9 protein-coding genes are annotated in these 12,285 nt (G+C 71.6%); 4 read left to right on the forward strand and 5 right to left on the reverse strand.

All coding sequences use genetic code 11. From position 1 onward, the window contains the following. Positions 1-35: 35 nt before the first annotated feature. Positions 36-557, reverse strand: coding sequence for a pantetheine-phosphate adenylyltransferase (gene coaD / locus ACWER9_RS04550; RefSeq protein WP_452300462.1), 522 nt, complete (start codon positions 555-557; stop codon positions 36-38). A gap of 126 nt (positions 558-683) precedes the next feature. Here coaD and ACWER9_RS04555 point away from each other — a divergent pair, with 126 nt between their 5' ends. Continuing rightward, positions 684-1,268, forward strand: coding sequence for a dihydrofolate reductase family protein (locus tag ACWER9_RS04555; RefSeq protein ID WP_452300463.1), 585 nt, complete (start codon positions 684-686; stop codon positions 1,266-1,268). A gap of 45 nt (positions 1,269-1,313) precedes the next feature. Here ACWER9_RS04555 and ACWER9_RS04560 read toward each other — a convergent pair whose 3' ends face one another. Beyond that, positions 1,314-2,321, reverse strand: a complete 1,008-nt coding sequence (locus tag ACWER9_RS04560) for an RNA polymerase subunit sigma-70 (protein WP_452300464.1) — start codon at positions 2,319-2,321, stop codon at positions 1,314-1,316. Between the two features lie 130 nt (positions 2,322-2,451). Here ACWER9_RS04560 and ACWER9_RS04565 point away from each other — a divergent pair, with 130 nt between their 5' ends. Together ACWER9_RS04565 and ACWER9_RS04570 are read left to right on the forward strand one after the other, a co-directional pair. Then, the gene (locus ACWER9_RS04565; RefSeq protein ID WP_452300465.1) at positions 2,452-3,237 is read left to right on the forward strand and encodes a maleylpyruvate isomerase family mycothiol-dependent enzyme; all 786 of its coding nucleotides are present in this window, start codon (positions 2,452-2,454) and stop codon (positions 3,235-3,237) included. A gap of 46 nt (positions 3,238-3,283) precedes the next feature. Beyond that, entirely contained in the window at positions 3,284-4,819 is a 1,536-nt protein-coding gene (locus ACWER9_RS04570) for a hypothetical protein (RefSeq protein WP_452300466.1), read from the forward strand. 130 nt (positions 4,820-4,949) lie between these two features. Here the strand turns inward: ACWER9_RS04570 and ACWER9_RS04575 are convergent, their stop codons facing one another. The 3 genes from ACWER9_RS04575 to ACWER9_RS04585 form a co-directional block, all read right to left on the reverse strand. After that, a complete protein-coding gene (locus ACWER9_RS04575; RefSeq protein WP_452300467.1) occupies positions 4,950-7,220 on the reverse strand; it encodes a glycoside hydrolase family 44 protein in 2,271 nt (756 codons plus the stop codon). Positions 7,221-7,290: 70 nt separating this feature from the next. Continuing rightward, positions 7,291-10,455 carry a hypothetical protein gene (locus tag ACWER9_RS04580; protein WP_452300468.1) on the reverse strand — a complete coding sequence of 1,055 codons (3,165 nt, stop codon included), beginning with the start codon at positions 10,453-10,455 and terminating at the stop codon, positions 7,291-7,293. Positions 10,456-10,551: 96 nt separating this feature from the next. Next, positions 10,552-11,772, reverse strand: a complete 1,221-nt coding sequence (locus ACWER9_RS04585) for an MFS transporter (protein ID WP_452300469.1) — start codon at positions 11,770-11,772, stop codon at positions 10,552-10,554. Between the two features lie 112 nt (positions 11,773-11,884). Between ACWER9_RS04585 and ACWER9_RS04590 the strand changes: the two genes are divergently transcribed. Then, the gene (locus ACWER9_RS04590) at positions 11,885-12,277 is read left to right on the forward strand and encodes a nuclear transport factor 2 family protein (RefSeq protein WP_452300470.1); all 393 of its coding nucleotides are present in this window, start codon (positions 11,885-11,887) and stop codon (positions 12,275-12,277) included. Positions 12,278-12,285 lie beyond the last annotated feature (8 nt).

Consider the following 12,285-nt stretch of genomic DNA (forward strand, 5'->3'; position numbering starts at 1 on the left):
CGCGGATCATATGGCCCGCGCTGGGCCGGATGTCCTCACCGTGCATCCGGTCGGCGACTCGCCTCGTACGCTTCGCTGGGTGCTGGCCCCCATGACGAGCGGTACCGTCCGGCATGGGCCGACTGCGCCGAGCGGTACCCGCGTGCGGCAGTCGACGACGTGGCGACCAGCTGCGGACGGGCGGGCAACCAGACGGTCTGAGTGCCGAGTTGCTCGTTCATCGCTGCGAGCTGGCACTCGTAGCGAAGGTCCGCAGCAGTGCGCACCCCACGGACGATGACCGTGGCACCCCGGCGCGAGCAGTAGTCAGTGGTCAATCCGGTCCACGTGTCCACCTCGACATTGCCCCAGGCCGCCGGCAGGGACTCGCGCACGCGAACGGCCCTGGCCGTGGCGTCGGCAGTGGGGTTCTTGTCGGCGTTCACCGCGAGCAAGACGATGACTTGGTCGAACATCACCCGAGCGCGGGCCACCAGATCGCGGTGCCCCGGCGTGAACGGATCGAACGTACCGGGGTAGACCGCCAACGATTCACGTACCGGCGACGTGGCCGTCACCGCGACTCCCTCCACATGGCCGCAATCATCCCAGCGGTACGGCTGACGACGCAGATCCCGTACCGATGAGGTTTCCGCGCCGCGCCCGTCTGTACCTGTGTCATCGACGTACAGGAGGCTGGCAGGATGCGGAAACTGACCTTTGGCATGAATGTGACCCTGGACGGCTACATCGCCGCGCCCGGCGACGACCTCGGCTGGAGTGGGGGTGACGGACCGGACGGGTCGTCGAGCGACGAGTTGTTCAGGTGGTGGTCCGACCGGGTGGGGGCGACCGACCTGGCGCTGTACGGGCGCAAGCTGTGGGAGACGATGAGTTCCCACTGGCCGACCGCCGACCAGCGGCCCGGCGCCACACCGGCGGAGATCGAGTTCGCCCGCCGCTGGCGGGACATGCCGAAGGTGGTGTTCTCCTCGACGACGCGCACTGTCGACTGGAACGCGCGCCTGGTCACCGGAGACGCGGTCACCGAGATCACCCGGCTCAGGGCCGAGGACGGCGGGCCGATGGACATCCTCGGCGCGACCCTTGCCGGAGCGGCCATGCGGGCCGGGCTGATCGACGAGTACGCCCTGGTCACCCACCCGGTCCTGGTGGGCGGCGGCACGCCGTTCTTCACCGCGCTCGACACCTGGGTGAACCTGAACCTCGTCGAGACGCGAGCCTTCCCCGGCGGCCAGGTGCTGACCCGATACGAGACGAGGCGATGACGCCGGCCCGTGCGCTGGGCTCGCCGACGGTGGGGACGTGTGCGATCACAGCGTCGCGGGCAGGCCCAGCCATGGTTTGTCGCTGGCGTCGAACCCGGTGAGTTCGGCGATCTTCCCGTCGACGACGTGCAGGACCGCCATGGTGAACAACCGGTACGTCGGGTCGTTGGGGCTGCGGAGGTACAGCGCGGCGGCGGGCATGCGGTTGACTGTCGTGGTGGTGCAGCGCCAGTCGTCGTAGCCGTGCTGGAAGAGCCCGTGGGAGACCCAGCCGTCGACCGCGTCCCTGGCCGTGACGATCGGGCTGGCCTGCCCGGGGAGCATCACGAAGCGCAGGTCGTCGCGGAGCAGGGCCCTCAGCCCGTCGAGGTCGTTGCGCTCATGGGCGTCGATGTACGACTTCACCACGGCGCGCTCGTCGGTCGACAGCTCGTGCGTTGCCGGGATCCGCCAGTCGAGGCGGCGGCCGGGCAGTTGCTCGCGCATCGTCACGCGCGCCCGCTGCAGGGCACTTGTCACCGATGCGACGGTCAGGTCGAGGGCGTCGGCGGCCGTCGACGCCGGCCAGCCGAGGACGTCGCGCAGGATGAACACCGCCCGCTGCCGTGGCGGCAGGTGCTGGACGGCGACGATGAACGCCAGCTCGATGGTCTCCCGCGCCACCACCGACTCCTGCGGGTCCTCCGGGAGCATCCGGTCCGGGTAGGGCTGGAGGTACTGCACTTCCACGCCCGCGCCCGGCAGTTCGGCGGTCACGAGTGTGCGGTCGGTGCGCTTCTTGAGGAAGTCGAGGCAGGCGTTCGTCGCGATCCGGTACAGCCAGGTCCGCAGGGCCGCGTTCCCCTTGAACGACTCTCGCTTGTGCCACGCCCGCAGGAACGTCTCCTGCGTCATGTCCTGCGCGTCCTCGTAGTTCGCGAGCATCCGGTAACAGTGCACCTGCAACTCACGCCGATGTCGTTCCGTGAATCGTGCGAACCGCGCCGCGTCGCCTGAGCGGGCCGCCGCGATGAACGTGGCCTCGTCGGTGCGCAGCGGTCCAGCATCGGTCATGGTCAGCGATCCTTCCATCGGTACGAGGGGAGCCACCAGAACTGACGACGTGGCGGAGCATTTCCAATCGGTGAAGGGTGGCTGCGAAAACCGCTGTCCGACCACCGGAGCGCGGTGGTAGACAACCGGCGTGGAAGCGAATCTTGAGTTCCCGGACCTGCTGCGACTGATTGACGAGCGGTCGACAGCCTTCCGCGCCGCAGTCGCCGCCGCGCCCAGTCTCGACGCACAGGTGCCGACCTGCCCCGAGTGGACGCTGTCCGACCTGATCAAGCACCTGGGCGGGGGAGACCGCTTCTGGGCCGCCATCGTCGGTGCGGGGCCTGCCGACGCTCCGCCGGCCGAGGCCGCCGCTGCGCGCGCCGCTCTGGAGGTGCCGCGGGAGCGGGCGGCCCTGCTGGCCTGGCTGGCCGCGTCGACGCAGCTCTTGCTGAGCGCCCTGCGCGAGGCAGGGCCGGGACGCGGTTGCTGGACGTGGTGGCCCGCGTCGCAGTCACCGCAGACCTCCGGCGGTGTGGCCCGGCACCGGGCCCAGGAGAGCGCGGTGCACACGTACGACGTCCAGCTCACCGGAGGCGCCCCGCAGCCGCTGCCGGCCGAGGTGGCACTCGACGGTGTGGAGGAGTTCCTGTTCACCGTCTGCGCCACGTCGAGTGCGTGGCCGCACCAGCCCACCGCCTTCGACCTCCACACCGCCGAGGGCCGCTCCTGGCGCCTCACCGTCGATGGTGACGGCGCACGCGCCACCCGCATTGGCGCCACCGAAGAGGGCCTGGACGCGGCCGGCGTCGCCGTCCGTGGCGCAGCCAGCGAGCTGGTCCTCTACCTGTACGACCGGATCCCGGCCGAGTCCCTGCACGTCGACGGGGACGCCGGGCTGCTGGACCTGCTCCGTGCCTGGGAGCCGGAGGCGTAACACGCGGGGGCGGCAGGCGTGGTGCGGTCGGCCGTAGGATCCGGGAGTGGCCGACGTGATTGACGCTGATCACCAGAGTCCGGCACCGGGGGGCCTGTGGACGGCGTTGCCCGTCAGCTACTGCCAGTACGAGGTGTCGGCCGTGCCGGGCGCGTCCGGCATGGGGATCTACGTCCTCGGTGACGACCTCATACACGTCGGCGGGCCCTATCAGTTCACGGGCTTCTGCGGCACACACACCGGCGTGGTCGACGCACGCGTCCGTGTCCTGCCCGGGCCACCGGAAGAGGTCGACAGCGGCTGGGACGCGATAAGTGAGGCACCCCTGTGGAGCCCCAGTGGCAGGCTGTCGGTCGTCGGCCTGATGGGTGGCGCCGCGGAAGCCCTCACCGACATCGCTGTCCCGCGCGGGCTGATCCGGGTGCGGGTGCACGCGCGCCACCGCCTGCACGAGAGCGTACGCACCGACGACGACCCGCCCGAGCAGCACGAGCTGCACATCTGGGCGGTCACCGAGGAGAGGCCGTGGCGCACGGTGCTGGCCGACCCGGCTGGCCGCGCCTTCGAGCAGAAGCCGACGAAGGCCGCCGAGTGGGCGATGCTGTCACTGGTACCGCGCCCGTCTGGTCGCCCGGCGACCCTGCCACCTGACCCGTACGAGGACGACACGGGCCTGTCCCGGGTGGCGGTGGTCCGTCACCGGCCCGCGCCTGTCGACGTCCCGGCGGGAGTGCTGCCCGCCGGCGACCTCGAGGTCCGGCTCGATCGGGTCGACGACGAGACCCTGCGGTGGTCGTGGTCCACCGCCGACGAACCGATCTTCCCGCACCCGCTGGCAACGCTGCTGGACGACGAGCAGACCACCGTACGGCTGACGTCCGGCCCCGACGGCTTCACCCTGCGGCACGAGGGAGTGCTGGGCCGGCACGCCTTCGCCCTCGGCCTGATCTGGGACCAGCTGCTCGACGGTGGCGGGTCGTACCCGTGGATGACGACGTTGCAGCGGCAGGCGGCCGAGGCGACCGCGTTGGCCGAGAGGTACCGCCGCCAGCAGGCCGAACGCGATGCCACGCGGTGGGGAGGTGCTCCACCGTCGGATCGTGTCCGCGCCCTCCTCGGCCAGGCGAAGTCCCTGGCCCGCATCGACCGTCGGCTGCTCGACCGCATCGACGCGCTGCCCGCCACCCGCCAGCGGGAGGCAGCCTGTTGGGCGGCCCGACGCGCGATGCGGGTGGCAGGGCTCGAGCACATCGGGTGGGTCGCCGACGCGCTCGCCGACGCCGAGGCCGACCGTCCGCTGCCCCGGTCCTTCACCGAGCAGGGCGGCGCCGCCGCGTTTCAGCGGCTCCTGTCCGATCCCGAGGTGCCCCGGACCACGGTGACGCTCAGCCCGGATCCACGAGTCTTCAGCACACTCGCCGCCTCCGAGATGCTCCAGCAGGCCGCCGCGTTCCCCGCCCTGCTCGCCCTGGCGAACGACGATCCGCTGGCCGCGGCGGTCGACGCTGTCTACAACGCGGCGATCGCCCACGGTGACGAGACCAACCGCTTCCTCACCGACGCCCACCTCGCCCTGCGCTGAGCCCTCGTGGTCCCGGCGCTGTCGACCGCGGGAGTCGTGGACCACCAGACGCACGGGAGGGGGCCGGGCCGCAGCGGCCCGGCCCCCTCCGGCTGCTCCGCCGGCCTTAGACGGCGGCGGGTCGCTCAGGTCACCCGCAGCGTTGACCGTTGAGGGTGAAGGCGGTCGGCGCCGGGTTGGTGTCACTCCACGTGCCGTTGAAGCCGATGCTCGTGGATGCGCCGGCGGCGAGTCTGCCGTTCCAGCTCATGCTGTCGGCGGTGACGCTCGTGCCGCTCTGCCTCCAGGTGGCCGACCAGCCCTGGCTGACCTTCTGGCCGGCCGTGGGGAAGTCGAAGCCGAGTTTCCAGCCGTCGATCACGGTGCTGCCGGTGTTCTTGACCGTCACGGTCGCGGTGAAGCCGCCCGGCCAACTGTTCGCCGCATAGGCGACCGTGCAGCGGCCGGTCGGGGCGGTGGGCGCGGTCCGCACGGCCAGGCCGGGCGAGGCCGCCGACACGTTGCCCGCCGCGTCGCGGGCGGTCACCACGAAGGTGTACGGGGTGTCCGGCGTCAACCCGGTCACGGTGTACGTGGTGCCGGTGGTGCTGCCCACCTTCACCGGGCCGGTGCTGTCGACCCGGTGCACGTCGTAGCCGGTGACGGCGGTGTCGTCGGTGGACGGCGTCCAGGCCAGCGCGACGCTGTCGCCGGTGATCGTGGCGGCGGTCGGCTGGCCCGGGGCGGTCGGCGCCTGGGTGTCACCGGGCGTGGTGTCGCGCGGCAGCACCAGATGGGTGATCGAGTTGGCCGGGAAGGTGGTCGTGAGACCGCCGGCGGTGACCGGCTGGTCGGCCTCCCGGACGACGCCGGTGAGGTCCGACCCGCTGTACCGGTAGACCTGGGCGGTGCGGGCGGATGCGCCGGTGAGGGCGACCTGGCTGGTCAGGTCGTCGCCGGTCTTGTTGACGACGACGACTGTGAGCGCCTTGTCGGCGCTGCGCTCGGCGGCGTACACGGCCAGCTTGCCCTGGTCGGCGCTCGTCGCCCGGACGGAGGTCTCGCCGAACGCGCCGCCCCTGCCGTCGTAGTTGCGGTAGACGCGGAAGGCGTTGGCCACCGGCTGGTCCGCCGTGGGTGCGGTCCAGAGGGTGGCCAGGTCGAGCCCTTCGCGGCCGAAGATGCCGAGGACGTCGGCCTGGGCGAGCGCGCCGTTCAGCGACCCGAAGCCACCCCAGTTGTACTCGGTCATCGCGACCTTCGTGCCCGGATAGTGCTGGTCGACCAGCTCGCGCAGGCGCGGGATGAACCGGACCGGGCTGTTGATCCAGCTCTCGTCCACGTAGGTCGGATCCCAGAGCTGGCGGGTGGAGCGCAACCGCAGCGCCTGGGTGGTGGCGTCGCCGGCCGCGTCGCCGAGCACGCCGGACTGCTGCGGGTAGAGGTGGACGTCGAAGTAGTCGAGGATGCGGGTGCCGTGCTGCTGTTCGTACTCGCGCATCCGGTCCAGGTACCACGGGCCGAGGTCCTGGCCCCCGTGCGCGGCCTTGTCCGGCGGGTTCGACCAGCAGCCGGTGCGCGAGCAGGTGTCCTGGTCGAGGCCCGAGAAGATGATCGAGTTGAGGCCCCAGCCGACCGGTCCGAGCGTCTTCGCGCCGGGGTCGGCAGCCTTGATCGCGGCGGCGTACTCGTAGGTGCGGTCGCGCAGCTCGTCGTAGCCCAGCCCGGTCGGGCGGACGTCGCGGTGGGTGGAGTGCCACAGGTCCGGCTCGTTGTCGAGGTTGTAGAACTGGACTCCGCCGTCGGCGGCGGCGCCGAACTGCCCCTTGAGGTGGTTGACGAAGTCGGTGGCGTACTCCGGTCCGACGGCGATGCTGGTGTCCGTGGGATCGTTGCCGGTGACAGGCGACCCGTCTGGCTTCTTGCCGTTGCCGCAGTCAGGTGCCCACTGGTCGGTGGACTCCTGCGGGCCGTACCTGGCGACGCTGAAGCCACACGCCCGTGACCGGTCCTTGGCGATCCAGCCGAGCATCGGCATCGTCATGACCGTGGCGGCGCCGATGGCCTTGTTCTGCTGTACGAAACGGTCGCTCTCCGAGCCGGCCGGGAGGTCGCCCGGGTTCGGGTTGTCGTTGGGGATGTTCTCGAAGAACCAGTCCGCCGCGCGGTTGGTGGTGTCGGCACGGAAGTTGTAGCGGGTGGTGGCGTTGCCGCCGTAGCGGTGCACGGGCAGCCGCAGGTCGCGGGCGAGCGCCTCGTCGGCGAAGTTCATGCCGTAGACGTACGGGCTGATCTGGTGTCGGGCGGCGGTGGTGTCCACGGCCAGCGCCGGGCCGGTCGCGGCCTGGGCGGGCTGCGGCAGGGCCAGGCCGCCGAGGGCCGTGGCGAGCACGACCGGGAGTAGAGCGGTGGTGGGTCGCACGAGCATTCCTTTCGGATAGAAGCTCGACGATGGGAGCGCTTCCACAGGATTGCGCTTTCCTGGCAACGAGTCAACGCCGGAGGCCCCCTCGCGGTTGTGGCAGGTATCCCCGAACGCCTGCCGTCCGGCGGCCCAGGGGGCCACAGACGGTCAGGCGGCTTGCCGGCGGCGGCCGAGCGACAGGAGCAGGCCGGCGGCGGCCAGGGCGATTCCGGCGGCGGCGGCGTATGCGGGGAGTTGGGCGGGAACGCCGAGGTGGACGGTGATGCCGAGGATGCGGGACAGGCCCCAGGGCAGCAACGCGAGCTGGTCGTTCCACACCGTCAGCGCGTTCCAGGCCCACCGCCGCGACCACTGCGGACAGCACGCCGAGGGGCACGCCCGCGGCGGTGAGGGTCAGCCCGACGGCGCTGCGCCGGCGCAGGCCGTACCGGTCCCGCAGGACCACGGCGACGGCCACGAACAGCCAGCCGAACGCCGCGAACGCGACGGTGACGTACGCCGCCCGCAGACCCGGCGCCGTCCAGAAGACGAACCAGTACCCGCCCGGTCCGCGTCCGGCGAGCGCCGCCAGCAACAGCACGCTGCGCAGCAGCGCGACCCCGCCGACCACGGCCCACAGGTGGAACGGGTCCCGGCGGCCGACGACGAGGCGTACGACGAGGGCGAACAGCGCCCACCCACCGAGGGTGACCAGCAGGTGCGCCGGTGCGGCGAACCAGGTCAACACGAGCCGGCTCGCCACCAGCGCCACGGCCGGGACCAGCCATACCAACACCCGGTCCGCCCGCGTCCTGGGCGTCGGCAGTGCGGCGACCCGCCACGGCCGCGACGCGCCGAGCAGCAACCCGCGCGCGGCAGCCGCCCCGAACCCGCGCCCGTACAGCCCGAGCAGCACCACCAGCAGGATCGCGCCGAGCATCGCGCGGGCCGCCCACGCCATCGCCGGGTCCCGGTCGGCGCGCTGTGCGCCGAGGTCGGCGGCGGTGAAGTTGTACGCGGGCAGATCCAGGTCGGCGCCGTAGCGCTGCAGGTGCGCGTCGCGCGCGTCCTGGTACGCCCTGGCGGCAAGCCGCCAGTCGTGACGGGCCGCCGGGGCACCCGTGTCCAACCACTGCGCGTGTCGCAGCACCATGGTCCGGTACGCGCTCAGCGCCTCGAACAGGTCGACCTGATAGTCCAGCGTCGCGGTGAGGCGTTCGCGCAGTTCGCTGTTCCGCCAGGTCGCCGGTTCGCTCGCGGCGACCACGTCGCGCATGCGCCGGGCCAGCACCACGGCCTGCGTACCCTCGTCGATAGCGTCGTCGACGCGCCCGCCGGTCACCGCGTAGATGCTGTTCAGCGCGGCGGAGTCACCGGTCGGGATGTCCCACTCGAAGATCCACATCATGGGCGGCGGTTCCAGCCCGAGCGCCCGCACCGACCGGTCGGCGTACGGGCCGATGTAGAGGCCCTTGGTGACCGCCTGCCGGGACAGCGCCATGGCCTGCCCGATCGCCGCGACGGTGGCCGGGTCACCGGAGAAGGTGCGGTACGCCCAGTCCGCCGTGACCTGCGCCGGGTCGGCGTCCGGGTCCCAGGCCAGACGGCCGACGGCGTACGTGTTCAGGTCGTAGAGCTGCCAGAAACCCGCGCGCAGGTACAGCGACATGGGCCCGGCGTGCAGGGGCCCACCGTCCTGGGTCCAGTTCCAGACACCCTCGACGTGCGGGTTGGCGGCGAGGACCGTGCGCAGCGCCTGGCGGTGCAGCGGGCCGAGGTCGTTGGGCAGCGAGCCGAACCCCTCGAACTCGCGCCGGGCCTGGAACTCCACGATGCGGCGGTGGCCGCCACCGAGCAGCGTGGTGTTCAGCGGTAGGTGGCTGTAGAAGTCGCCGAGGGCGTACTTGGTGGACACGATCAGGTGCGGGTCGTCGAGGCCGCCGAGCACCTGGGCGTACGACTCCGGGTTGGTGTGCAGGTCGCCGACCGCACCGACGCCCACGGTCCAGGTGCGGAAGATGATCTCTTTCCCGGCGGTGCCCGCGGTGTCCAGCAGCGCCCGCAGCATCGCCCGTACGGACGCTTCGGTGGTGACGGCGAGCTTCGACGAGTAGTCCCATCCGGTTGCGGCGTACACCTCGCCACCCTCACCGACGCGGACCATCAGACCGTCGACGAACGGCATGGTCTCGAACAGTTCGGCAAGCCCGGCCTGGTAGACCGCCCACAGTCGAGCGTCGGCGACGTCGAGGCCGCCGACGGTCCGGGTCAGGTACGCCTCCAACGGCGGCGACACCGCGAGCATGTCGGTCAGCAGGAAGACCCGCACCCCCATGTCCTCGGCGTACCGGAAGACGGGGCCGAACGCCGCGACCATAGCCCGTGCCCGGTCGACGTGCGGATCGCCCGGCGGGTAGACCGCGCGCCCGTCGCCGACCTTCGCGAAGGTGACGTACTCCAGGAAGCCGGGCACGACGACTCCGTTGAACCCCTGCGCCACGGAGTGGTCGACGAACTGCCGAAACTGGGTGTCGATGCGGGCCACCGCGTCGGTGTCCACCCACGGCGCGTCGGGCAGCACCGCCGACCTGACCACATCCGTGTTCAGACCGTAGTCGTCGCCGGCGCCGAAGACGGCCGGGTCAGGCTCCCGCCCCACCGAACCCGCGTCGGTCAACCGCAGGCCGAGCCGGGGAATGACCACCCGACCCGCATCCGCCGCGGGAAGCACGTCGACACCGGAGCGGATCCGGTCGGCCAGCCGGTACATCCCGGCCGCCACGCCCGCGACATCGACGCCCTGGACGGTCAACTCGGCGCCGCGCACGTCGAGCCGGTACGACTCGGGGGTTCCGCTGAGGGTGGTCAGCACGCTCGTTCGCAGCGTGGTCACCGCCGACAGGTTCCGAACCGCCCCGGTGCCCGACGCGGCCGTCGCGGACCCGGCCGGCTTCGGCGCGGCCGGGGCGAGCACCGGCCGGGGCAGACCGCGGGAGGCGACCGCGTCGGCGACGGCGGCGGCCGCCTTCCTGACGCGCGGTTCGTCGGGTACGACGAGGGACGCCAACGACGGGACCGGCGCGGGCGTCCGCGCTGGCGCGGCGACAGCCTCCTCGCGCGGCACCGCGGCGGGGGAGTGGCTCAGCCCCAGCGTGTCACCGACGCCCCAGGCCGTGGCGGCACCGAGCGCCACCAGGACCGCCACGGCGACGAGCAGCGGGTACGTTCTGCGAACCGGGGCAACGTGAGCCACGCTCGCATGGTAGTGGCCCCACCGGCCTCCGTCTCCGACGTGCGAAGGCGGGCGTGCTGGCTGTTCGTCGCTCGGGTTCGGTGGCGGCGTCGTGCGCTAGCGGGCGAGCTCGTCCTCGACGAACGCGGGCCTGGCAAGCGTGATCGCCGGGATGGTCGCCACGAGGGCGACAGCGAGCAGGAACAGCAGCGGGAGGCTCCACCCGCCGCTGACGTCGTGCAGCAGCCCGACGAGCAGCGGACCGAGCGCGCCGAGCGCGTACGCGACCCCCTGGGCGAAGCCACTCAGCGCGACGGTGCCGCCGGGGGATCGGGTGCGAACGTTGATGAGCACGAGGCAGACCGGGAACAGGATCGACCCCGAGCCGATGAGCAGCACCCAGAGCAGTGTGAGTGTCGCGGGCGCGAGCAGCAGGCCGAGGTAGCCGAACACGAAGCTCGCGACACCGGCGGCGATCAGCCAGCCGGCATTGCGCAGCCGCGCGACGAGGAGGGGCGCGATGAGTGCCCAGGGCACGCTGATGATGCCGGTGACGGCGAGCAGCACCCCGGCCTCGGTCGGCGTCGCGCCGGCGATGTCGCCGAGGATCTCGGGCAGCCACGCGAAGGCCGCGTAGGTGCAGATCGTGCTCGTCGAGAATACGACGGTGATCGACAGGGCCACGCGTGACCGCCACAGTCGCGTGACGGCGGCGGGAGGCGAGGACTCGACAGCAACGTCATCCGAGAGTCGCTGGCGGCGCTCCCGCGCGATGACGACGAGCCACGGAACGAGCGCGACCACCGAGGTCACCGACCAGATGCCGAGCGAGAACCGCCAGCCGATCTGCTCGGCGACCGGAGCGGCGACCGCAGCCGGCACGGCAGTGCTCACGCCCACGATGCAGACGTAGACGGCGGTCAACAGCGCTACCCGGTCGGGGAAGTAGCGCCGCACGACCGGCGGCAACAGCACATTGCCGATGCCCGTACCGGCGAGCGCGACGACACTGCCGACGAGCAGCACCGCGAAGCCCGGGGCGAACGCGCGCACGAGATGGCCGAGGGTCATGAGCAGCAGCGCGAGCATGATGCCGCCGTCCAGACCGAGGCCGCGAGCGACGCGCGGCGCGATGAACCCGGATGCCGCCAACAGGATCGGAGGCAACGTGCCGAGCAGCCCGACGCCGATGTCCGATATCGGGATGTCCACCCGGATGTCGTCGAGGATCGGCGATATCGCCGCAACAGCCTGGCGCAGGGTGAGTGCGACGAGCACGATGCCCAGCAGCGCGGCTGTGCGTCCCGCCCACAGCGGAAAGGGGCGGTGGTCGGACATCAGCCGAGCGTAGTACTCCAGCAGGGGATCGTGATCATGGCCTGGTGGCTGTTCATCGCTCGGGCTTAGTGGGGCGCCGGGACGGATCTGAGTAGCGCCGTACGCTGGGGTGGTGATCGACTTTCGTGCGGCGGTCGAAGCAGGCGACGCCGATGCTCTCGAGGCGACCCTGGCCGACAACGTGCTGTTTCGTAGTCCGGTGGCGTTCAAGCCCTATCCAGGCAAGGCAATCACCGCGGCGATCCTGCGGGGTGTGCTGCGGGTGTTCGAGGACTTCCGGTACGTCCGTGAGCTGAGCGGCGAGGGCGGTCGTGATCACGCGCTGGTCTTCGAGGCGCGGATCGGCGACGTCGCCGTCGAGGGTTGTGACTTCCTGCACCTGGATGAGAGCGGCTTGATCGACGAGTTCACGGTGATGGTTCGTCCGCTGTCCGCCGCGCAGGCCCTGGCCGCCGCGATGGCCGCACAGTTCGAGCAGATCCAGCGTGAGGCGACCGGCGGCTAGACCTCGGC

The sequence above is a fragment of the Micromonospora sp. NPDC003944 genome, assembly GCF_053605225.1.

What these genes read in the sequence shown, in the direction of transcription:
- ACWER9_RS04555 (WP_452300463.1), top strand. Translation starts at nt 684, where the DNA reads ATGCGGAAACTGACCTTTGGCATGAATGTGACCCTGGACGGCTACATC.
- ACWER9_RS04560 (WP_452300464.1), bottom strand. Translation starts at nt 2,321, where the DNA reads ATGACCGATGCTGGACCGCTGCGCACCGACGAGGCCACGTTCATCGCG.
- ACWER9_RS04585 (WP_452300469.1), bottom strand. Translation starts at nt 11,772, where the DNA reads ATGTCCGACCACCGCCCCTTTCCGCTGTGGGCGGGACGCACAGCCGCG.